The sequence below is a fragment of the Waterburya sp. genome, assembly GCF_058530065.1.
This window is the reverse complement of record NZ_JBZNBU010000131.1, coordinates 1-24,194: the sequence shown is the minus strand read 5'-3', so window position 1 is coordinate 24,194 and position 24,194 is coordinate 1. Positions and strand designations below refer to the sequence as shown.

The 24,194-nt window shown below is 40.7% G+C and carries 13 protein-coding genes and 1 pseudogene; 4 read left to right on the top strand and 10 right to left on the bottom strand.

Translation table 11 applies throughout. From position 1 onward, the window contains the following. Positions 1-1,088: 1,088 nt before the first annotated feature. Positions 1,089-4,061, top strand: coding sequence for an alkaline phosphatase (locus AC33VI_RS08750; protein WP_491781883.1), 2,973 nt, complete (start codon positions 1,089-1,091; stop codon positions 4,059-4,061). A gap of 131 nt (positions 4,062-4,192) precedes the next feature. Further along, positions 4,193-4,441, top strand: a complete 249-nt coding sequence (locus AC33VI_RS08745) for a virulence activator alpha C-terminal domain-containing protein (RefSeq protein ID WP_491781882.1) — start codon at positions 4,193-4,195, stop codon at positions 4,439-4,441. Between the two features lie 273 nt (positions 4,442-4,714). Here the strand turns inward: AC33VI_RS08745 and AC33VI_RS08740 are convergent, their stop codons facing one another. From AC33VI_RS08740 to gor, 4 genes are all read right to left on the bottom strand, one after another. Further along, the gene (locus AC33VI_RS08740; protein WP_491781881.1) at positions 4,715-7,234 is read right to left on the bottom strand and encodes a CHAT domain-containing protein; all 2,520 of its coding nucleotides are present in this window, start codon (positions 7,232-7,234) and stop codon (positions 4,715-4,717) included. 17 nt (positions 7,235-7,251) lie between these two features. After that, the gene (locus AC33VI_RS08735) at positions 7,252-10,635 is read right to left on the bottom strand and encodes a two-partner secretion domain-containing protein (protein WP_491781880.1); all 3,384 of its coding nucleotides are present in this window, start codon (positions 10,633-10,635) and stop codon (positions 7,252-7,254) included. Between the two features lie 15 nt (positions 10,636-10,650). Next, the gene (locus tag AC33VI_RS08730; RefSeq protein ID WP_491781879.1) at positions 10,651-12,096 is read right to left on the bottom strand and encodes a S8 family serine peptidase; all 1,446 of its coding nucleotides are present in this window, start codon (positions 12,094-12,096) and stop codon (positions 10,651-10,653) included. Between the two features lie 221 nt (positions 12,097-12,317). Further along, positions 12,318-13,679, bottom strand: a complete 1,362-nt coding sequence (gor, locus tag AC33VI_RS08725) for a glutathione-disulfide reductase (protein WP_491781878.1) — start codon at positions 13,677-13,679, stop codon at positions 12,318-12,320. A 687-nt stretch (positions 13,680-14,366) separates the two neighbouring features. Between gor and AC33VI_RS08720 the strand changes: the two genes are divergently transcribed. Then, the gene (locus AC33VI_RS08720) at positions 14,367-15,350 is read left to right on the top strand and encodes a PFE-CTERM domain-containing protein (protein ID WP_491781877.1); all 984 of its coding nucleotides are present in this window, start codon (positions 14,367-14,369) and stop codon (positions 15,348-15,350) included. 120 nt (positions 15,351-15,470) lie between these two features. On the opposite strand, the pseudogene AC33VI_RS08715 reads toward AC33VI_RS08720, so the two are convergent. The 6 genes and pseudogenes from AC33VI_RS08715 to AC33VI_RS08690 form a co-directional block, all read right to left on the bottom strand. Beyond that, a pseudogene (locus tag AC33VI_RS08715) lies at positions 15,471-15,775 on the bottom strand (small RNA NsiR4-regulated ssr1528 family protein). A gap of 76 nt (positions 15,776-15,851) precedes the next feature. After that, complete coding sequence (dps, locus tag AC33VI_RS08710) at positions 15,852-16,352, bottom strand: DNA starvation/stationary phase protection protein Dps (protein ID WP_491781876.1); 501 nt, start codon at positions 16,350-16,352, stop codon at positions 15,852-15,854. Between the two features lie 110 nt (positions 16,353-16,462). Beyond that, positions 16,463-17,236: a ZIP family metal transporter gene (locus tag AC33VI_RS08705; RefSeq protein ID WP_491781875.1), complete on the bottom strand. Its 774-nt coding sequence runs from the start codon at positions 17,234-17,236 to the stop codon at positions 16,463-16,465. Between the two features lie 51 nt (positions 17,237-17,287). Further along, on the bottom strand, positions 17,288-17,815 hold the full coding sequence (locus AC33VI_RS08700) for a peroxiredoxin (RefSeq protein WP_491781874.1): 528 nt from the start codon (positions 17,813-17,815) through the stop codon (positions 17,288-17,290). 153 nt (positions 17,816-17,968) lie between these two features. Next, positions 17,969-19,564 (bottom strand): helicase C-terminal domain-containing protein, encoded by a 1,596-nt coding sequence (locus AC33VI_RS08695; RefSeq protein ID WP_491781873.1) that lies wholly within the window; start codon positions 19,562-19,564, stop codon positions 17,969-17,971. Between the two features lie 42 nt (positions 19,565-19,606). Continuing rightward, complete coding sequence (locus AC33VI_RS08690; protein WP_491781872.1) at positions 19,607-20,812, bottom strand: HhoA/HhoB/HtrA family serine endopeptidase; 1,206 nt, start codon at positions 20,810-20,812, stop codon at positions 19,607-19,609. A 233-nt stretch (positions 20,813-21,045) separates the two neighbouring features. On the opposite strand from AC33VI_RS08690, the gene AC33VI_RS08685 reads away from it, so the two are divergent. Then, positions 21,046-24,194, top strand: a 3,149-nt coding sequence (locus AC33VI_RS08685; RefSeq protein ID WP_491781871.1) for a S8 family serine peptidase, incomplete at its 3' end; no start/stop codon positions are given.

The window sequence follows — 24,194 nt, the reverse complement described above, 5'->3', positions numbered from 1 at the left end:
TTATTATACAACAGCTAGAACTACTAATGTATCAAGATTTCATCAATTTCTTATTAACTGTTTCAATAACGCCTATCGGCGGGGCTATCCATCCCACAACCTGCTTCGCGAGGTTGGGGAGTTCCGCCCACTTCTTAAAATCTTACACCGACAAGCGATCGCTCTGAATTTCAACACTAAAATTACCGAACCAACATACAAATGCAAAATTTAGGGGTGTGCGATCGCAATTTAAGGAATCAATATCGCCACTCTAGCGTAAGCAGCATTTGGGGTTAAAAGTGCGATCGCTGCTGCTGCTATAGTCATTGAAGTTTTTGCAGTTTTCATTTGTTCTCCTTAAAAAATGTATATTTTGTATCCGAAGCTAGAAAATCAGTAATATAACTACTTTTGCTTGCTCGTAGTATTTAGTTTTTAGTATTTAGTTTTGTTTTTCTACTAATTAAAGGAGAGCTAAAAATTCTTCTTTTGTACCTTTGCGTCTCTGCCCAGAACACGAAGCTGGGCTTGCCCCGTTTGGCTCGGGGTAAACGGCTTTGCGAGAAACAAAATCCAAACAATAATTTTAGTTTTTAACTATTTGTTTTATATTTCAGCTATTTTCAACTGGCTGAATTATTTTCTGATTATTTTTTTAGTCTAAACTACATTAGTTTTATCAGTACCAAGAGAATCACAAAAAACTAAATGCAGAGTTAGAGGAACTTTTAGTAAGCCCATTTCTACTCTTTTTTGCTGGATTTTTAGAAAGTCAATTAGGCTATTGATTTCTGTTTTTAATTCTTCTAAGCAAATTAAATTATTTAATTCTACCAAGACGCGATCGATATCATCTAATTTTGTTTGATTAGCATTTTTATTTTTATAAGAAATTTTTAAGTTTGAATCATGTTTGGCGATCGCCTTTACTTTACATTAAACAAAAAATAACCATTGTTTTTATATTTTCTTAATATTCCTCTGTAAGTATTAAAGATGACTTTACAAAACCAAGAAATTACTGAGAGTCAATAATTCAGCAATCGCAAATTGATTGGATAAAAGACTTGCACAATTAATCATTAATAACAAAATCAAGAGGAATTATGACTGACAACAACAGTGTAATTTTTATCCATCCTGACGGAGCGAGTCCCGCTCACTATGCAGCAGGACGTTTTGCCTCAGTAGGTGTCGATGGTAGACTAAACTGGGACGAGATGACCAACGCAGGTGTTTATCTCGGACATTTAGACGATCGCATTACGGCAACTTCCAATGGTGGTGCAGTGGCACACGCCTATGGGATTAAACCTTTTGCTGGTAGCTATGGTTTTGACGAATTTGGCAATGACTATAATTCCCTCTCAGGTAAAGGTGGGACGATTATGGAAGAAGCGATCGCAGAAGGCAAAGCAACTGCGGTTATTAATTCTGGTTTTATTGCCGAACCTGGAACTGGTGTTTTCCTTGCCGATGTGGAAAATCGTAGCGAGGTAACGGAAATCACGGCTGAGATTGTCGAATCTGGGGTTAATGTCATCATGGGTGGTGGCGAAATCCACTACTTACCCGTTGGTACGGTGGGACGCTTTGGGGAAGAAGGGGTTCGCGAAGACGGACGCAACTTAATCGAAGAAGCGGAAGAAATGGGTTACACCGTGGTGTATACCCGCGAAGAACTAGAAGCTTTACCCAGCGACTCCGAAAAAGTTCTTGGTATTTTTGCAGCGGAAGATACCTACAACGACGTTCCCGAAGCAGCTTTAAAAGAAGATGGCTTCGTCGATGAAGATGGCAATCTAATCCTCTACGGACAACCTGGTAATGAAAACCCACCCACTGTTGGAGAGATGTTAGAAGCAACTTTAGGTTTGGATGCTTTTAGCGATCCTGAAAATGGGATGTTTGTTGTCCTAGAAGAAGAGGGTACGGATAACTTTGGTAATAATAATAATGCTGCTGGCACAATCGAAGCAGTATTGCGGGCAGATGAAGCTATTGGGGTAGCCCAAGAATACATCGATAATACTAATCCCAACACTCTATTAGTTACCGCAGCCGATAGCGATGGCGGTGGCTTAGAAGTAGATGATATTTTTGACGACCCTGAAACCGTAGGAACTACCGAAATTCAAACCCCATTCGATACTGAAATTCCTTACGACGGAACTACTGGTAACGACACCGCACCCTTTACTACTGGCGCACCCGATGTTAATGGGGATAATTTTGACTTTGGTGTTTTGTGGGCTGGTAATCCCGATTTTGCGGGCAGCATTGTGTCTAAATCTTATGGTTTAAATGCCGAAAAACTTCCTGCAACGGTAGATAACACTGGCATCTATCGTTTGATGTACGAAACCTTGTTCGATGTGGAGTTAGCACCACCAACAGGAGTTCCCGACGATTTTGCCATTCCCGAAGCACCAGAACCTACCGAAGATACGGGTAACGTAATCTTTATTCACCCCGACGGTACTAGTCCTTCTCATTATGCTGCTGCTCGCTTTGTCTCCGAAGGAGCAGACGGCAGACTAAACTGGGATAATATGACCGATGCGGGGGTTTACCTGGGACACATGGAAGACCGCATTGTGGGAACTTCTAATGCAGGGGCAGTTACCCATGCTTTTGGGGTCAAAGTACAGGCTGATTCTTTTGGTTTAGATGAAGCAGGAAATCCCGTTGTTTCTCTTTCTGGTCAATCAGGCACTACTATTCTCGAAGAAGCGATCGCATCTGACAAACCCACCGCAGTTATTAACTCTGGTTTTATTGCCGAACCTGGTACTGGTGCTTTTTTAGCCGATGTAGAGAGCCGTCGCGATGTTGAAGCCATTACTCTAGAAATTCTTGAATCTGGAGTTGATGTGATTATGGGTGGTGGTGAGATTCACTATTTACCCGTAGGTACTGTGGGGCGTTTTGGCGAAGAAGGTATCCGCGAAGACGGACGCAATCTAATCGCCGAAGCGGAAGAGTTAGGTTACACCGTTGTCTATACTCGGGAAGAATTGGCAGCCTTACCCGCAGATACAGAAAAAGTTCTTGGTGTTTTTGCTGCGGAAGACACTTATAACGATACTGATGAAGCAGAACTAGTTGAAGAAGGTTTTGTGGATGAAGAGGGGAATCTGATTCTTTACGGACAACCTGGCAACGAAAACCCGCCTACGGTTGCTGAAATGCTAGAAACCACTTTGGCACTAGATAAATTTACTCATGCTGAAGATGGCTTTATGGTCGTCCTGGAAGAAGAAGGTTCGGACAACTTCCCCAATAACAACAATGCTGCGGGAGCAATTGAAGCTACTTTACGGGCTGATGCTGCCATTGGCGTTGCACAAGAATTTGTTAACAACGTCGATCCCAACACCTTAGTTCTGACCGCTGCTGATAGCGATGCAGGTGGTTTGGAAGTAATCGATGTTGACGAAGATAGCGAAACTGTCGGCACAATTGGCGTGCAATCAGAATTTACTTCTTTTGGGGATGATGCTGATGGCATTCAATATCCCCTCGACGGTACAACTGGTAACGATACTGCACCTTTTACCACTGGCGATATTGATGCAGACGGCGATATCTTTGATTTTGGCGTAGCTTACGTCAGTCGAACTGATGTTGCAGGGGGAATTGTTTCTAAAGCCTATGGTTTAAATTCCGATCTGCTAGAAGATACGGTAGATAATACCGATATGTACCGCATCATGTATCAAACTCTGTTTGGAGTTGCACCTGAAGATGTTGCATCTGATGACAACGGAGTTGACGGACGAGATACTTTAACTGGTGCAGAGGGAGCAGATCTTTTCGTCCTAGGGGATGAAAGTGGTGCATTGTATAGTTCATCTGGTTTTGATGACTATGCAGAGATCTCTCACTTTGTTTCTGGAGAAGATACCATCCAGCTTGCTGGTAGCATCGAAGATTATTCGATCTTGGTTAATGATGAAGGTAATAATGTTGCCATTGCCCTAGACAATGATGGCGACGGTGCTTTTGACTTAGCTTTTGATGAATTCATTGCTTTAGTTGGTGATGGATTTGAAACTTCCGATTTAGTTTTTGTCTAACAACGTCATTTTCTCAATTAGTTAAGAACTAAGGGCGATCGCTTTAACTGAAGAGTAGAGCGATCGTTCATCCCCCCTTGCAGGATTTATGGGCTTGTTTATTTATATGTCAGTATAGTTTATTAGTTAGGTTGTTTTTTTCTGGTTCTCGCGATCGCGTATTGGACGAGCTTAGGTTTCAACGTCAGCTTCATCAGCAGCAATTAGAGGAGTATCGGCAAATTCAAATAGAAACATCTGCGCCAACAGTAAATAGCGATCGCTTCGATCTGGAGCGAGAAGCCAAATTTTGGCAGATAACTCTCGAAAATGGTCTAGCATACGAACAAATGTATGTGAAATGGCTCGATCGAACAATTGCTAAGGTTGAAGCTATGTAGTTTCTTCAAAATATCTAATCCAATTACATATGTCAAAAATTACATATAAAAAATAAGTAGTTGTGCAAAATTAATTGGATAGTTGAGATTGGGTTTAGGGGTTAGGGGTTAGGGGTTAGGAAAATATGGAATATACAAATAATTCTGCTTAGGTACTTAAAATAAAACTTTTTGCATAATCACTCAGGAAAAGTACATACTCTAGAGAAAGACCTTTATTTACTACTTACTACTCCCTACTCCCTACTCGCTATTCGCTATTGCGATAGACAGTTACAGCCAATTACCAACCAGAATATAAGCAGCCCAAAAATGAGGATGTTTAAAGCGATCGCTTTGGATTAGTTTTAGTTGTGCCTGACGTACGGCTTCAGCCTTAGTTATGGGTGCAGTAGGATCTGCTAATTCTTGATAAAATTCTCCCATCAATTGAGATGTTGCCTCATCATTAACTCGCCAGAGAGTTGCCAAAGTACTGCGTGCCCCTGCTTTGACTGCTACCCCTGCCAATCCGAGGGCTGCACGACGATCGCCTGTGAGGGTTTCGCAAGCACTCAAAACTAGTAGTTCGATCACTTGTTCTCGTTGACTGCTTTGCTGTAGTAGATTACTCAGTTGGTTGACATTAAGGCGATCGTTCCAAGTCAGAACAAAGGTATTTTCGACTTGAGAACTAAATTGACCGTGAGTTGCTAAATGGACTATAGGAAAAGGAATGTTGGCTATTTGTTCTTGGAAAGCGTCATTAGTGAATTCTCGATTTAATAGCTGTTGGGTATTATTAATCTTGGCTTGAATTGTTTCTAATTCATTGGCGACAAATTTTAAGGGCGGAAAGCCCGATCTGGCTTCGGTTAAACCTGCGGTTAAAGCTTGAAGATCTTGATTGGCGATCGCTTGAGGTTGAATTAGTTGTAAGCCTGGGGTAATGGCAACGGCATATTTTTCTATCAGATATTGTTCGCCATCGTGGAGGGCAGACATGGGAATATTACGCAGGCTGCTATCTAAGACAAAGACTAAAGTTTTAACTTTGCTTTGGGCTAAATCTGCTGATAATGGCTCGATTAGCCAGCTATAGATTAACTTTCCTAAGGGTAGGGTTTCGCGACTGTTTCTTTGTGCCAGAGTTTGACTGAATCTAGTTAATATTCGCTCGGTGCGATCGGGATTTTCAATGGGAGTAGTATAGTGACGTAGTGGCTGTTGGGGTAGTTTGAGAATAATTTCCCAGCGATCTGCCAGCACAATGGGATAGATAAATGCCGTGGCTAAATCTCCTTCGTCTGTCAGACGATCGATCGCCACTGTTTGGGCATTAAGACAGGTAGCCTGAAAAAAGTTTTCTAGTTCGGCTAGTTGCAAAGAATCGATCGCGCTGCGGGCTGCAATCAGTTTTTCTGCCCCTGGTTCGGCAGAATCGAGCAATAAGCTGACATATTGACGATAAATTGGCTCGATACTTTCTCTAAAAGTAAATTGCGCTTCAGAACTTACCGCTACGAGATCGCTCCGTAAAGCTTGTAATAGCTCTACGGTTTGTTGATAGGCTGCGATCGCTGGTTCGGTTTTTCCTTGCTGCTGATATATTTTCCCTAGTTGCCATTGTCCTTGATAGGCAATATCTTTAGCATCTATTTGTTGGGCGATAATTAAGGATTTTTGGGTTAAGGCGATCGCTGATTGCCATTGTTGTTTTTGGGCGTAATATTCTCCCAGACTCTTTAGGCTATAGGCTTCGGCTTGAGGATCTTCGAGTTGTTGTGCTTGAGCGATCGCTGCTTCTAAGATATCTTTTACAGTATCTATATTTTGATTTATTTTAAAGATATTTTGAGCATAATTGACTTTAGCGTATATTTTAAACCTATTGAGAGGTAATTTAGGTAATAAAGATTTAATTTGGTCTATTTCAGTTAAATAATCCTCTTCTTTGATAATTAAAATAGATAGTAAATTCAAACGCGATCGCACTTCAGACGCAAGATCGGAGGTAGTTGCGATCGCTTGTTGATAGTAAGTTTTTGCTTCATCCAAATCTCCTTGCGATCGAGTTAAATTACCCAAACTAAAATAAGCCGAACTAATATCCGAGATGGAATTAGATTCTCGTGCTAAATCTAAACTAAGTAATAAAGAATCTTCTGCTCGATCTAACTCGCCCATAGCCAAAAAAATATTACCGAGCGATCGCCAAATTAAAGCATTATCTAGTTTCTGTGCTTGTTGAGCTTTTTCCAAAGTTTGTAAAGCCCGACGATAAAACCCTAAAGATTGTAAGGCTTGAGCTTGATTAATACGACTGCGAGTTATACCAACTTTATGATTAATTGCTTGATAGTTAATTACTGCTTGTTCCCAATCTGACCAAGCTTGTTCTGCTTTACCGCTATTTAAGTTAAGTTTGCCCCGAATATCTAGAGCTTGGGCGAGTATACTTTGCTGTTCGATAGATTTAGGCGTATTTTTAATGATTTTGAAACTCTTATCGATATTCTCTTGGGCTAGTTGTTGTTTGCCCAACTGTTGATAGGCTAAAGCCAGATTGTTATGCACCATGGCAGTGCGAAGAAAGTCTTGTTTCTCTTGGTAGATGGCGACTGCGGGTTGAATAGTTTTAATTGCCTCGCTATATTTCTCTGCTTCGTATAATAGTCTGCCTTGTTTGATGATTTGTGTGACTGGGTGAGTTGGAGAGTTGGTGACTGGGTGAGTTGGTGACTGGGTGATTGGAGTTAATACCAGAAAAAAAGATAATAAAAATAAAAATAGCGATCGCTTTAACTTAAACATATCCAATTAAATATCTACTAAAAAGTATCGCAACTATCAGCATTTAAAAATAGGTCGGATATGTTGTTTGTATCAGAAGGAGAAAACAAAACTACCGTACCATCTGGTTTGATTTTCCAATTTTTTGCTTCAATAATCGGGTTACTTGCGATCGAGACTGGAGAGTTTTTTACAGATACAGAAGATGGTTCGATCTTGTCGGGTAGAGTTAGCCAGTCTGCTGAAAGGGTAGCATCTCCAGATAACAAGCGATTGGGGTTGCTGGGCAAACCACCCCTACCAGTAATGACAAATTGATTTAGTTTTTCGTTACCGCTACTCAAACAATTGCGGGTAATCAAACGGGAAGCATCGACTATATTATTGGGAAGATTTTCTAAGCCTCTAGCGGGATCGACATCGGGAGTATCGATGGAAATATCTCCATTCAAACCAAATTGAGAACTAGCATCGATATCGTTAGTATCGTTGGGGGGAGTAGAAAGTCTGGGTTCGATGTTAAATAAAGACTCCGCCGAAATTTCAATGTTGCCTCCCCTTCCCTCAAAAGCATTGGCAGTAATATCGTTACTACCGTTTGAAAAAGCAATAATAAATTCCGTATCGATATTAATATTGCCTCCATTTCCCCCCGCTTCGGCAGTACCAGCAGTGGCAGTAATGTTACTTTGGTTGTCTAGAGTCAATAAATCTGTAACTTGCAGATCGATATTGCCCCCGTCAGAAGAAAAAGTTTGTGCCGTAACGAGAGAATTATTATCCAAACTCAAGTTAGCAGTTTCTAGGTTAATATTACCTCCCACTCCATTACCAGTACTGCTGACAGCAATGCTCGAATTGTCTTCTATAAATAAATTGTCGTTAGAAACAATAGTAATATTTCCTCCATTACCATCAGTAGAAGTAGTGGCAGAAATCCTAGCGCGCTCGTTAATATTCAGATTATTGGTAATAATTTCCAAATCACCTGCATTGCCAGCATTATCGAAATTGGTTGTAAGATTTTCCCCTGAAGTGTCAGTGAATATGCCGCTATAAAAACCATCTAACTCTATTGTTTCAAACGCTAATATATCAACTTCTCCTGCTTGACCATCGCTAGTAGTCGAAGCATCTATTCTCGCTCCTTCTCGTACGTTCAAATTACCAGCTTCAACGGTTAAATTTCCTGCCTTTCCTGCTGGATTGTCGGTAAATAAGCCAGAAGTTAACGAAAATATTCCACTAGGTAATGAAACATTCCCTGAAGATACGCCAATTAGTTCGATAGTATCAGCAACTTGAAGCTCGATATTTCCCCCTTGTCCTTCACCAAACGTTTGAGTAGAAATTCCTGCACCATCTCTAATAATTAGATTTGGCGTTGTCAATCTAATGTTGCCCCCTTGCCCTATACTTGCTGTTTGGGAAAGTAAACTAGTAGGAGGATTATCAAGATTATCAATCGCACCACCAATCAACTCTATAGATTCGGCAGCATTGACTGTTAAATCGCCCCCTCTTCCTCTACTTCCAGTAGAAGTAGAAATAATCGAACCTTCTTTAAGAGTCAACTCCTCAACATTAATGATCAAGTTTCCGCCATCTCCATCGCCAAAAGTTCGAGCAACTATTTGCGAGGTATTATTAGTTTCTAGGGAAAGATTAGTAAGTTCTAGAGATTTAGTATCGATCAAGATATTGCCACCATCTCCAGTAGCATTATTATTTCTTGGTACACCTACTTGATTAAATATTGCACTGCTCTCAATAGATATACTGTTGTCAGCATTAAGATTAATATCTCCAGCTTTTGCCCCAGTAAAACCCGATGCAATACCAATCCCACCTTGAATTGAACTATTGAGTATTGCTAAATCTTGGGTTTGGATGTCGATACTACCGCCATTGGCACTCGTAGTGAAAATTGTTGCTCCATCTTCTAAGGTAATATTATCTGCATTGAGATTAATCTTGCCACCAGTACTCAAACCGTCAAAAGTTCCTGATTTTAAAAAAGCTTCTTCTGTCAACAACAAAGATCCAGCATCGATATTGATGTCACCACTTTGATTACTTTCTCCCGAATCTGAAGGCAAATTGATCGTAGTTGATATGCCACCAGATAAGCCAAATGTAGGATCTACCCCACTTATAATTACCGAGTCTCTGGCTCTAATATTAACATTTCCTGGTTTTCCATCTCCCAAGCTAACAGTACTGATTCTTCCCCCATCAGTCAGAGAAAAAGAATTTGTTTCGATGTTGATATTGCCACCAGCAACATCTGTAGTCTGATTTCTAAGACTTCCTCCTGCGATCGAGATCGATTCACCAGCTTTAAGTGCGATATCCCCCGATTCTCCCCGTCCAAAATTACTAACTATGATGGAAGTACCATCTAAAAAAAGAGATTGTGATTGTAAATTAATACTGCCACCATTGATAGTATTTCTGCCAATTTGAATATTTTCTGTTGCTTGTAGATCGATCAATCCTGCTTCAGAGTTAGCAAATAGACTACTAAAATCTGAGATATTAATATTTCTTGCTTCCAAGCTGATTCGACCTTGAGGCGCATCAGTTACATCGATATTAGCTCGATCGCTCAAAAAGATATTCCCTTTAGCTATAGTTTCAGAAATATTCAAACCCAGTAGATCGTCATTAACTAGATTTACCGTTTCTTCTCCTCCTATGGCTGCTAATTGCACATTTCCTCCAGGAGCAAAGATTTTACCGCCATCTAGAGTAATATCACCGCCGACAAACAAAAGGTTTTCGCCTACTGGTACTTGCAACCCAACAACTTCGGAAGAACTATCTTCTGTTTCAATTTCAGCGATCGAGTTATTTTGAATATTGCCAGGATCGATTTGATTGATGAAAAAAGCCGATGGTTGAACTGTAAGTAAAGGAGGAGTTTCAGGGTTAGTCGCGCTAAAAGATCCCTGTTCTGCAAATTGAATGCTATTAGCTGTCGTAGCGGTAAAAGATGCGCTCACATCTAAACTGGAGTTTTCGCCAAAAATAATACCGTTGGGGTTAATTAAGAATAAATTAGGCTGGGATGCCCCCGAAGTGCCTAAAGTACCAAAAATCTCGGAAATATTGTTGCCAGTTACCCGCGAAAGAATATTAGTAATATTGGCATCGGTACTAACAAAATAAGCACTTCTTCCCTCAGCAACATTAAATTCTTGAAAGCTATGAAAAAGATTGTTTCCCCGTTGCGCTCCCCCTGTAATGAGTTCGAGGGATAATTCTGCTTCAGTATTCACCACAGAAGGTTCGTCACCCAAAGTATTGTCGGGAATAATATTACTTTGGGCTGAGGCAGGAGAACTAGAAACGATAGACAATCCACCCGCAGCTAACCATAACCAATTACTTACCCGTCGATACTTTCTACTCTTTAACATGATTAGAATCTTAGTTTAAACTGTAGCAGTAGTTGATTCTCTTCCCAAGGCGATCACTTTTCTGACCGCAGCATCCGCATTAATCATACCGTGACCAGTAAACAAGTCATAATCTATCGCGCCTAAATCGTAGGCAGTTTCCGAGATAATTTGTTTGACTTCAGCAGCCGTTAAATCTCGGTTAGCACTCCACACTAAAGAAGCAATCCCCGTTACATGGGGTGCAGCAGCAGAAGTACCATTAAAGAAGTCGTAGCTAAATTCCCCATCAGCAGCAGCACTAACGCTAGGTACGTCTCCAGGGGCAACTACGGTCAAACCTTCGCCAAATTGAGAGAATTCTAGTCTAGTGCCAGGGGCGACGGGATTACCTTGGGAATTCGTATCCGTTGCAGCAGCCCCTACTGCGATAACATTATTAAATTCTCTCGCCAAAATAGCAGGAGAAGAAAGTCCTTCTCTTCCTATATTCCCAAAGTTGCCCGAAGAAACGACAAACAGAACGTCGGGATTGTTGGCAACTACATTATAAAATTCGTTATGAATGGGATTGAGAACGTCAAAACTATCGTTAACCTGAATGCTGAGATTGATCACTAACTGTTGTCCTTGACCTTTAGCAGTATTGATTGCTTCTTGAGTTGCTACAGCAGTACCCAGATCTCCTACATCTCCCCCCAAAATATCGATATTATAGATTTCTGAATTCCAGTTAATACCCGCTATACCTTCGCCATTATCAGTTCCCGCCCCAATAATTCCGTTAACTGAAGTACCGTGAGAAGTGGGCTGAACCTGACCATCTGCTAATGCTAAATCGTCCGCTAGATTGCCTCTTAAACCAATGTTATTGCCGTTAAAAAATAAAGTATCGTTGCGTCGAATATCGGGGTGAAAATCCCCATTAGCATCGATCGCCAAACCAGTATCTTTAACACCGATTAAGACATCATTAGAACCTTGAGTAAACCGCCAAGCGTTGTGTACTCCTGTAATGTGGAGATTAGACTGTAGATCGAATAGAGGATCGTTGGGAGTTACGGTTAAATCTTCAATACCATCGGCAAAGGTCACGCGATCGATTCCTTCAAACAGAATTTCTCTACCATCGGCTAAAGCAATATAGTCAAATACTCTTGCCCCATCCCCAGGATCGATTACTACTCCGCCGCCGTCAATGGTAGCAGGATTATAATTAACCACCGCTTCTACAGAAACATCAGAAAGATCGATATTATCAAATAGCCCTTCGCCAAAATCAACGTTGCCATTGCCCGAAATAACTGTAATTTCCTGGGTGCGATCGATAACAAAATTGTCTGCGGAAAGAGTTCCAATGCTACGCCCTACAGGAGCGGTATTATTGGCAGCAACATCTAAACTTAGGGGATCGTTATTGGCTTCAAAAGCAGCAGTTAAATTGTTATTGTCAAAAATTAGGTTGTCATCAGTATTAAACATGATTTATATCTCCAGTTTTACTTGAGTTGTTTTGCTTCTAAAGATATTTATTTATCAAGTAGTATTGGATATGCAGTTTTGTATATTTTTTGGCTCAATCTAAGGTTAAACCATTATGGGTCATAGGTTATGGGTTATTTATATTGACTTAAAAAAACGATCGCCTTATCGAATAAGGCGATCGCTCTGATCGTTTAATTTTCCATTGTCTATGGGCAGAGTTAGCGCATAGTGACAAACTCTTCTGCCGAACTAGGATGGATGCCCACAGTAGCATCAAAATCTGCTTTAGTTGCACCCATTTTAACGGCGATCGCCACTCCTTGAATGATTTCTGCCGCGCTATCTCCTACCATATGCGCCCCAACTACTTTGTCGGTGTTGGTATCGACGATTAACTTCATCAAGGTTTTTTCTTGTTTTCCTGGAAGAGTATAATACATGGGACGGAATTTACTGCGATAAACTTTAACTGCGTCGCCATATTTGGCTCTGGCTTCTGCTTCGGTTAAGCCGACGGTAGCAGCTTCGGGAGTAGTAAACACAGCTGTAGGAATATTTTCATAGCTCATCTGGCGAGATTTTCCACCAAAGTGGGTATCGGCAAAAGCTCTACCTTCATTAATGGCTACGGGAGTTAGATTAATGCGATCAGTACAGTCGCCTACTGCATAGATATGATCTTCAGCAGTTTGGTTATATTCATCTACTGCTACAGCACCATTCACTACTTCAACCCCAGTGTTTTCTAAACCTAGATTTTCCAGATTGGGTTTTCTTCCCGTTGCAGCCAAACTAGCAGCATCGGCAATAATAGTAGTGTCTCCCTTGTCTCTGGTAGGTACGGTAATTTTTAAGCCAGAATCGGTTTTCTCAATTTTCATGCGATCGCAATCGCAATTATTGATAACTTTAATACCGTGATTCTGCATTGCAGTTTGAATTTCATCGCGGATATCCTCATCAAAACCATTAAGGATTTTTTCACTACGAATTACCAAAGTTACCTCCGAACCCAAACCATTGAGAATACAAGCAAATTCGATCCCGATATAACCGCCACCAATAATCACGACGCGCTGGGGTTGTTCTTGAACGTTAAAGATTTCTCTGGAAGTAATGGTATGTTCGATACCTTCAATATGGTCGGGTTTAAAAGGTTTGCCCCCCACTGCGATCAAGATCTTTTCGGCGGTAACCTTTTGATCGCCAATGGCAACAGTATGAGAATCGATAAACCTACCAGAACCCTCAAAGACTTCAACCCCAGAATTATCCAGCATTCTGCTATAAATACCGTTAAGGCGATCGACTTCATTGTTTACCGCCGTAATCATTTTGTTCCAGTTAAAGCTGCTTTCTCCTACTGTCCAACCATATCCTGCCGACTCTTCAAAAGCATCGGGAAAATGGGAAGCGTAGACCATTAATTTTTTAGGAACGCAACCTCGGTTGACGCAAGTTCCTCCCAAGCGATCGCTTTCTACGATACCTACTTTTGCGCCATACTGGGCAGCCCTTCTAGCAGTGGCAATACCCCCCGAACCCGCACCAATGACAAATAAATCGTAATCGTAACTCATGATGGTTATCTCCTTCCGTGAAATTATTTAGTTTAGCGAACAAATTATGTACGGTAATCAAAAGTATAGTAATAACCTCAACGTTATCTTATACAGCAATAGCTATTATGTTTTGTCTCTATGAAAATTAGATGAGCGGTATATTGAAAGACTATGAAATATTTTTATTCTGAATACTTGAAAAGCGATAGATAAAACGATCGCTTCTGCATTTTTAGTATCTGCCATAATTATAATTATGTACTCGGATTAATTATTGGCTTTTCAATTAGTTAACTACAATACAGTAAAAATACAAAAATACTCTTCAAATTTGCCTCATTCCCCATAAATCCTAATTTGTACTTTAAATTTCATTTTTTCTTCTGTAAAATTGACTATTTTAATTGGCAACTTTTGTTTGAAGTTTGCTTGAAAGACGGTTAAATTGCTGATTTCGTCTAATTGGAAAGTAGTTAAGATAACATTGACATCCAAAATCCATATATTTATTAAACGAAATTTACTGCGCTTTTCACATGGGTAGACCACATAATTAAACTTTAAAAACTAAGAACTAAAAACTAAAAACTACGAACTAGTAAATTTTCCAAGAGAGCTATTCAACTGAAAACGGCTGTATGTTTAACGATTATGAATTATTTTTATTTTCAAGTTGTCAAAAATTTTTCTTTCAATTTTTACAATTTGTTCATATGTACTTTATTAGGCACAGTCACTAGTGATTTAATATTTAACCCAAAAGTATTAGCTTTTTCGATAGATTTTAAAAATCCCGCTGTTATAAATACCAATGGTACTAGAAGTATTAACTATGGCGTAGATTTAGAGGCAAACGATTTAGATAGTGCTGGCGGACAATCCATAGATCTAGATTTGTCAGATTCTAACCCCGCTCAAACTTATAATACGACACAAAATAATATTGGCGAACTTTGGAATCCTATCGGTATTGATATAACTGCTACTGGTGGTAATTTGGGTTTGTTTGATAGTGAGTGTGTTCCTCACGGCGGAAGTAATTCCGCAGCAGCACCAGACAACAACGCTTGTGATAATGGTAACAATCATGGAGATCCTGACTTAGCTACAGGAGATGGCGTTAACCCTAATGGATCTAAGCCCGATGTTAACTTCAAGACAACACCTCAAGGTAACTTGCTAATCGTCGAAGAAAATTCTGGGGATGGCGTACCAGATGATGATGGTGGTGGAGATATTATAGTTGACTTTACCCACGACAACATTTTAAGCCAGGTTAGATTAGAAAGCGTGGTTATTGTTGATGATGCCGAAGGAGATATTATTGTTACCTTTACTGACAACACCACAGAAACGGTTAAATTTAATTCTTCACAAGCTAATACTCCTATTACCAGTACCAATGGTAGTTTGCTCAACTCTGGAGAATATGTTGGGGGAGAAAATGCCCTAGCCATAGTTGGCGGTTTTGCCCAACAAGACATAAAAGAACTGGAAATCGATTTTGTTGGCAGTGGGGGTTTTGGTGCTTTTGCTTTTTCTGAGTTTGCAGGAAACGGGGTAGAAGTTCCCTTTGAGTTTAGTCCTGGACTTGGTTTACTCCTCTCTGGTATGAGTTTGTTAGGAGTAAAACTCCTTAAGAACAAACACATTGTCAAATCACAGAGCAATCCAGATTTTAACCCATAACTTCAAAGAAAAGAATATCGAACGAACGGATTACAAATCGATCATAATAATCGAGCCAGATAATTAAGAATATAAGACTAGATAACTATTTCTACTCTTATATTCCTGATATTTTAGGCTTTACTTCCCGCCGTAGTAAAAAGCAATTTCTTTATCTTTTAAGGGTGGAAACTCCGCATCAAGCAGCATTTGATTTAATTCGTCTTGAGGTAGGTGTTTTGCGCCAATTCTGACGGTACGCGATTACGCTTCGCGTAGCCTTCGGATCGCATGGTGTTGGTGACTCCGCTTCTTTGCCTACCTGCTTCAAACCCCATCACTTTGTTATACAGCGATAGTTTATTCTCAGGAATGGGCGAACCATCGAGATCTTGTCCTAATGCGATCGCTTTATCTACCGCTTCTGCACCTTTAGTGTCTGCCATAGTTTTCCAAGTTAGAGAATTCATTACTAAGTATTCATAATTAATTCTCTAACTTTTAGTCCCTAAAGCAAAATCATTAAACTAAATGTGCTTCTAAGAACCAAAGACGTTTATCAACGGTGCGAGAGATTTCAGTATAAAGATCTGCCGTGTCTGCATCTCCTAAGTCGTCAGTAGTATCGATAGCTTCTCTGACGTGCTTGGCATATGTAGCAAAACTATTAGCCAAAGCCGTTACGTGTTCTGCACCTGTCACTGCACCCAAATCATATTCAGAAATGATGGAATTATCAGCAGCAATACGAGCAGTACCCATAGCTACCCCACCCAAAGCGGTAACCCTCTCTGCAACCATATCGACATATTCTTCTAATTCCGTTGCCATTTCATCAAACAGTTCGTGCAACTGATAAAAGTCCATGCCTTTAACATTCCAGTGTGCCTGTTTGGTTTGAGTTTTCAAATCCAAAGTTGCCGCCAAAGTTTGATTCAACAGTTCGATCTCTTTAACGCGAATATCTTCAGCAAGGTCGATGCGAGTACTGTAAAGCTTTTGCTTGTCAGCAGTGGAAACCATAATCAATTCCTCCTTGGTATTTATTTAGTTTAGAAAATTAATCCTATCTATTTCAATTATTTATTAGACTGGCTGCTAGTAGATCTTTAAGTTGATCGTTTGTTGCTTGATTATCCAAACGCCATATCTAAAAACATCATGGTCACAAAACCAGTCATAATACCTAATGTTCCTTCTTGAGCGATACTTTCGCGATCTATCTCTGGAATGATTTCATCGACAATTACAAACAACATTGCTCCTGCTGCGATCGCCATTCCCCAAGGTAGAAATGCCTGTCCGAAGTTTACAATACTCGCTCCGACAATACCACCAACGGGTTCGACTAACCCTGTAAGGAGAGATACTCCAAAGGCATAGGCGATCGAATATTCTAATTCTCTCAATGCTAGTGCCACAATCAAACCTTCAGGCATATTTTGCAAGCCAATGCCTAATGCTAAAGGTAAGCCGTGGGAAATACTGCCGTCACCAAAGCCCACTCCCACTGCCAAGCCTTCAGGAAAATTGTGGATCGTAATGGCAATGATAAATAACCAAATCCTTTGAAAATTTTCGGTGATTTTGCCTTCTGCGCCTTGATTAAAGTGTTCGTGGGGAAAGTAGTTATGCAATAGCCATAAAAAACCCGCCCCCAAAATCGTACCAATACTAATTATTAGTGCAGATTCTGATTGGGAATAGCCTAAGTCTACCGCAGCTTCTTTACCAGGAATAATCAGAGAAAATGCCGTAGCTGCTAGCATTACTCCACCACCCAACCCTAATAAAATACCTTGCCATTTTTTATCTAGGTGAGCAGTAAAGAAAATTGGTAACGCTCCCACCGCAGTAGCCAAGCCCGCACCCAATGATGCGATCGCGCCTAAATAGATCGCTCCCATAATGTTTGCTGTAGGAACATTTAGTTAGATGTCCCTACAAGATTGAAGTGTTTATTTTTCGCCTTTCAAATATGCCAACATAGTGTCTGCGTCGGACACTTCAAAAGGATCTGTAGGACAGTTATCGCCAAAATCTGGCTCGACAAACATTTTTTCGATTTTCATGTCGTCAACGACCATTGAATAACGCCAGGAACGCATCCCAAAGCCCAAATTATCTTTGTTAACTAGCATTCCCATTTTGCGCGTAAATTCGCCGTTCCCATCGGGAAGCAAGAAAACTTTTTCTGCCCCTTGTTGTTTGCCCCACTGGAACATTACAAAAGCATCGTTAACTGAGATACATATAATTTCGTCTACACCTAAAGCTTTAAATTCTTCATATTTTTCTTCGTATCCAGGTAAGTGAGTGGAAGAACAGGTAGGAGTAAATGCACCAGGAAGCGAGAAGACAACTACTTTTTTGCCTTTAAAAAGTTCTTCGGTAGTTCTATCTTGCCAGCGAAAAGGATTAGGTCCTTCGACGGATTCGTCTCTCACTCTGGTTTTGAAAACTACGCTAGGTACTGTATCGATCATGGTTGTTTTGCTCCTTGATTAAAGAATTTATTTTGTTTTAAAATTTCAACATATAAATCATACTCATAACGACTATGAGTTGTCAAGTAAATTAATAAAATCCTTATTGAGCGGTAGAGAGAGTTAACTACAGATAATTTTGATGAGATCTAATTAAGAATTAGGATAGCCAAACCAAGTGGGATCGAGATAGTTAATTCTGGCGCAAGGTTCGAGGATGGAAAGAATTGCTCTGCCATAACTGCGGGAATTGACTCGATTGTCTAGTAGAGCGATAATACTTTGGGATTCTCGCAAGGGAACTATTATCTGTTCGAGGGTTTTTAGGGCTGTGGGTAGAAGATAGAGTCGAAACCAATCTTGGCGACGGTTTTTGTAATAGGTTACGCGGTTGGCTACGAGAGGATTTTCTAAGGAAGGTATGGGGAGAGTAGCAATAATCGCTAATCTGGGATTGGGTAAATTTTCTTGATGTTGCTGCCAAAAAAACCAACTACAAATTAGGATATTACGATCGCTAGCATTAGTGCTTTCTACTTTAACTCGCGAACCAAATTCTGCTGCCAAAGCCGCACCTACTTTTCCCTGTAGGGGTACGTCATCGGAGATAAGCACGATTAAGCCTTGATGTTTGCTCCCCAGACTAACCAAGAGCAAGCTTTGTTCGATTAGGGCAGATTGAAAATCGGGGGTATTCGGTAAAGGAAGACGATCTGGTAGATATAGCTTGATGCGATCGTTTTGGCGGTTGGGAGTAAATTTAAGACTTAACATCTCTGTATCTAAACCCAACAATTGTTTGTAATTGGTGGCGGTGCTGTCAATATCGAGAAAACCTCCCAAAATGACTATTGGTTGCTGTTGCCAAATTGATTGTAGGTAGTTTCTTACTTCTCCAGGGGCGAGATTGATGGCAAACCAGTCTGAGATGCGATGCCTTCTAGCGGGCGTGGAACAAGCCGAACTAAATTCGGCGTTTCCGCCCGCTCTAGCTTCGCAATCCCTTTGCTTGTAGTCTCCAGGAGAGCGAGAAATCCAAGAAATGGTATATTCTTGAGAAAATCTCTGCCAAAATTCCTGAAACTTGCCCGCGAGCAATTGTTTGTCTGCCAAGATCCGACAAAGATAAATAATCGAATCTAATTCCGAGCGCAACAAAATATGATTGCCGTAGGGATTTTGAGGACGAGCCAAAATAGATTCGGTAAGTAAAGCTTTGATGCGATCGATTAAATCGGCAAATTCGGGAGTTTTTGTGGCTAAATCCTGCCAATCTCGTTCTCCAATCCTAATAGTTAGTAAATTTCTCGTCCAATCTTCCAGATAGTTCGCGCTTTCAATAATTGTCGGAATATTGGGGGGAAACTTACCGCTCTGATTCAAGCGATCGCTCAACCATTGTTCGGGAGTAGTTAGTAACAGGCGATCGCTATCTTGCCAAGCATCCCCCTGGCGCACGGGTTTGTTCGTTCCCAACCAATTTTGCAATTTGGGAATTTCGGTTTCTAGCAAATAGCGTTGTGTCGTTTCAGGAGCAACAATAATTACCCCACGTTCTCCCAACAGAATGGGCATTAAATAACTCAGACAGTATTTGCTGACACTACTACCAGTTTGCATTAATGCAGGACGATCTAAGCGCAAAGCTCTAGCAATCAAACGCGCCATGGTTAAGTGATGGGGAAAATCTCTATCTCCATGTTCCCGTAAATAATCTCTTAAAGATGAATGAACTTCTGCTTCAATCATCCCGAAACTAGCTCGCTATCATAAATTTGATTCATCCTTCAGTTAAATCTGCTCCCTAGGAAATGCAGTGGGTATGACTTGTAGAGTTTTTGATTTACCCTGGCGTAAGATTTCTACTGGTAATCTAGAGCCGATTTCGCTAGCATCTACCTGTTCTTGTACCTGAAGAGAAGTTTTTACCGAATTATTGCCTACTTTACTAATAATATCCCCTGGTTTTAAACCGCTTCTCTCCGCAGGAGAACCTGGAATCACCCTGACTATCAAAACTCCATCATTTTGGGCAATTTTAAAATTAAAATCTTGACTTTGATTGATTTCTTTTCTTGTTTCCTGGGTAATATTAATCATGTGAATCCCTAGATAGGGATGATCTGCCTGTCCTTTGGCAAATAATTGATTGGCGATCCTTTGAGCGGTTTCGATGGGAATAGCAAAACCTAAGCCTTGAGCATCGGCTCGAATTGCAGTATTAATCCCGATTACTTCCCCCCTCGAATTAAGCAAAGGACCTCCAGAATTTCCAGGGTTAATCGCAGCATCGGTTTGAATGAAACGGACTCGTTTGTCGGGGACTCCTACTTGAGAGCTAGAACGACCCAAAGCACTTATGATACCTACTGTGACTGTATTATCTAAACCTAAAGGATTGCCGATAGCGATCGCCCACTCTCCAGGGGTCAAGCTTTCTGCATCGCCCATATTAACTGTTGGTAGATTTTGAGCGTCAATTTTAATTACTGCCACATCTGTAAAAGAATCAGTGCCAATTACTTTGCCTTCATAGACTTGACCGTCTTTTAAAGTCACTTGAACTTTTTCTGCTCCATCTACTACATGAGCGTTAGTAATCAGACGACCATCGGCAGCAATAATAAATCCAGAACCCGTACCCCGCTCAAATTTTTCTGGCATGGACTCTAAAGAGTTGTTGCCCTCATTGCCAAAAAAACGGCGTAATAAAGGATGTTTTAAATTATCGGGTAGACTGCTGGAAATTTGCCTTGAAGCATCGATTCGGACTACCGCAGGACCTACTTTTTGGACGGCAGTGGCGATAAAGTTAATATCTCCTGGGTTTTGTCCTGCGGTGGTAGGACTGGACTGAGTAGGAGCGATCGCGGGATAAACTTGTGATTGAGTAACCACTTCCGATCGCTTGACATAATGACTGCCTAAAAACCCCAAACCACAGCCAATAGTTAAAACTATGGGGTAAACACTCAATTTATTAGATAAAAATTTCATATTATTGATTAACTTTAAGCTGGCTTGAATTCAAAGAGAGCAATTGTTTACCTCGATCGGATTCAAAACTCAATCCTTTTTAATTGTAGTCGATCGCCGAACTGGCGATTACATATCGAAACTCAATTTAAACTCTTAAAATAAAATCGGTGTTTCTACTGATATTTCAGAGCAAATAGTACTAATTTTGTGTTATGTATGAAGTTAGAAACTAAAATTGTTTTCTAGATTTCATGAGTCCATTTAAGCCACAAATTAGCAGTCAGTCTTTATTTTTAGCCCAAAATCACCTCATAACTTTGGTTAATTCTTCTCCAAGAGAAGAGACTCTACAAATTGCCTTCGACTTTAATTTTAATCTAGACTTGGCAATTGATTGGCTAGAAGCAGAAACTAGTAATAACTTTAGCAATTTTCCTCTGATTCAAATTGTTCCTGAAACACAAATTGATTTTGCCCAAGGGGCATATTCTGAGGAGACAAATACTATCTACTTGGCTCAAGAATTTAGTTTAGAGGAGAATTTTGGCGATCGCGATACTCTAGAGGATGAAGGTTATCTTTTTACAGGTTTAACTAAAGATAAAGTTTTTTCCTCCGCCGAAATTGCTCGAATTTCTGCCAAATCAGATTACAGACAAACTACTATCGACGATCGCCAGATCTCCATCGAGCAAGCCAACTCAGGAAACAATCCAGCCTTCGATACGATCGGACTAACTCAATTGCGTAACGATCCTGACTTTGCGGGAATAGACGGCAGTGGTTTTAGTGTAGCAATTATTGATACGGGTATAGATACTACCCATCCTTTACTCGCTCCTAACTATGTTGCTGGTTTTGATTTTGTCGATAACGACCCCGATCCTGCCGATCCCGACGGACACGGAACTCATGTAGCAGGGACGATTGGAGCTACAGACGAGTCTATTGGCGTTGCTCCCGATGTGGGTTTAATTGGTTTGCGAGTCTTGGATGAGAATGGCGGTGGTTCTTTATTAGAAGTAGAGAATGCCCTAGAGTGGGTTTTTGATAATCGCGGACAATATAACATTACAGCGGTTAATCTATCCTTGGGAACGGGTTTTTTCACCTCCGAAGCAGGATTGTCCCAATCGATTATTTCTGACGATATTCAACGTTTAGAAAATGCGGGCATTACTGTAGTCGGTGCGGCAGGGAACAACTATTTTACCAATTCTGAAACGTTAAATCGAGAAAATTTAGCCTTTCCTGCTATTTCTAGCACCATCGCTGTCGGGGCTGTATGGCAAGATGGAACTCAAGAAAACATTACTTGGCAAAGTGGCAGTATAGACCGCAGTACAGGAACAGATCGTATTGCCAGTTTTAGCCAGCGTTTAGACTCGCCCAATGTGGTATTTGCCCCAGGAGCTTTTATTACTAGTACCGTTCCTGGGGGTGGAGTTACTGCTTTTGGCGGTACGAGTCAAGCTTCCCCCCATGTAGCAGGTACGGTAGCTCTTTTACAGGAAGCATCGTTGCAGTTTAACGGACGTTTATTAACTCCCGAAGAAGTCAGGGAAATTTTGGTTTCTACGGGGGATACGATTATAGATGGAGATGATGAAGACGACAATGTAACTAACACCCAGGATACTTATGTTCGGATTAATGTTTATAATGCCGTTTCCGAGGTCAAAAGGCGATCGGATGATTTTGCGCCAACCCCAGAAAATAATCCCGATAATCTGATTGCAGGAGATTCTAACGGCACGATCGCTGGGGCAATAAATGCTCCTACTCTAGATGGCGAGCCAGTTGCGCCTATTTTTAATACCATCGGACGAGATGGGGAAAATGTCAGAAACAATGACGTTGATATTTATCGTTTTCAGGTAGCCTCCCCAGGTACAGTCAGTATAGAAGTAGCTGCCGATCCTAATAATCCTGAGAATTTTGATAGCTACATTCGTTTGTTCGATCCTAATGGTAATGAAATTGCTAACAACGACGATATCGATCTTAATGGGGGCAATCTTTTTTCTCGTTTGGATGTGGATTTAAACCCAGGTACTTACTATGTAGGAATTAGCGGTTATAACAACATTAATTACGACCCTAATGTTCCTAGTAGTGGTATTGATGGAGATACGGGCAATTATTCCCTTCAGTTTGGTTTGAGCAATGCCGATCCGAATGGATTAATTAGTGGTGCGTCTGACGTTAATGTGGGCAGCGATCTCGATCCTTTAGTTTTTCTAGGCATCATCGGTACGGATTACGGGCAACCAGTGGGGGTTTCTGATGTGGATCTCTTCCGTATTGTCGCTCCCGATAATGGAGTTTTATCTATTGATATCGATACTCCCTTCCCAGAAGATTTCGTTGATTCTTACGTTCGCTTATTTGATAGTGAAGGTAACGAAATTACCACTCCTAATAATTCCCCAGTTGCTAGCGATAACGATTTAGCCACCGATAACAACGGAATGGCAATTGAGTTTAACGATCCCAATAACTCGGCAATCGTTTTGTCAAACCCCGAACAAACGGAATTGGTATCTGGCAGTTTTGATGATAATGACAATTATACCCCTGGCAATTACGGTCACAATACCGATAGTTTTATCAATACCAGAGTCGAACGGGGCAAAATTTATTATGTAGGAGTTTCCGACTTTTCCAATCAAAACTACGATGTTAATAATTTCAATAACCGTCCTGAAACTGGTGCGGGAGGACAATACGAATTAATTACCACGTTTGTCAATGATGACCTCGACGGTAGTATTACTCAAGCTTCTGAAGTTACTCCCTTGCCGATTGTCGATCGCTTGGCAAATATTGGCGTAGATGGCGATCGCGTGGTGGGCGATCGAGATGTAGACTTTTATAAAATTAATTCGGGAGCAGCGGGAATCTTAGATATTTCCGTAACTTCCAACGAAGAAGATCCCGTCAATACCGTAGCCATTATTTTTGATAGCCAAGGACAACGTTTGGGCGTGAGCGATCGCCCTGATACTGCGGATTCTTTGTTGCGCTATCAAGTCGCCCCCAATACAGATTATTATGTGGCAGTTACGGGATTTGGCAATCAGAATTTTAATCCTTTTGCTTTGGGTAGTGGTTCGGGAGGAGATACGGGAACTTATACTATTAGCGGTAATTTGATTCCCCTAGCAGAAGCGAGCAATCTTACTGATAACACTATCGACAGTAGTGGGGTAAAAAATCTGACTTCAGGGGAAAGCATCTTTGCTAATTTAGGTAATGATAGCGGTTTTATAGTGGGCGATCGCGATATAGATATCTATCGCTTTATTCCCAATGCTGATGCTACGGTTAATATTAGAACCACTGTTAATGAAGAATTTAGTGCCGATACCTATTTAAGAGTATTTGATGGTAGCGGTAA

Bases quoted from the DNA above. Each gene is read 5' to 3' on its own strand.
- AC33VI_RS08750 (WP_491781883.1), top strand. From the start codon at position 1,089: ATGACTGACAACAACAGTGTAATTTTTATCCATCCTGACGGAGCGAGT.
- AC33VI_RS08735 (WP_491781880.1), bottom strand. From the start codon at position 10,635: ATGTTAAAGAGTAGAAAGTATCGACGGGTAAGTAATTGGTTATGGTTA.
- AC33VI_RS08740 (WP_491781881.1), bottom strand. From the start codon at position 7,234: ATGTTTAAGTTAAAGCGATCGCTATTTTTATTTTTATTATCTTTTTTT.
- AC33VI_RS08700 (WP_491781874.1), bottom strand. From the start codon at position 17,815: ATGATCGATACAGTACCTAGCGTAGTTTTCAAAACCAGAGTGAGAGAC.
- AC33VI_RS08730 (WP_491781879.1), bottom strand. From the start codon at position 12,096: ATGTTTAATACTGATGACAACCTAATTTTTGACAATAACAATTTAACT.
- AC33VI_RS08695 (WP_491781873.1), bottom strand. From the start codon at position 19,564: ATGATTGAAGCAGAAGTTCATTCATCTTTAAGAGATTATTTACGGGAA.
- gor (WP_491781878.1), bottom strand. From the start codon at position 13,679: ATGAGTTACGATTACGATTTATTTGTCATTGGTGCGGGTTCGGGGGGT.
- dps (WP_491781876.1), bottom strand. From the start codon at position 16,352: ATGGTTTCCACTGCTGACAAGCAAAAGCTTTACAGTACTCGCATCGAC.
- AC33VI_RS08705 (WP_491781875.1), bottom strand. From the start codon at position 17,236: ATGGGAGCGATCTATTTAGGCGCGATCGCATCATTGGGTGCGGGCTTG.
- AC33VI_RS08690 (WP_491781872.1), bottom strand. From the start codon at position 20,812: ATGAAATTTTTATCTAATAAATTGAGTGTTTACCCCATAGTTTTAACT.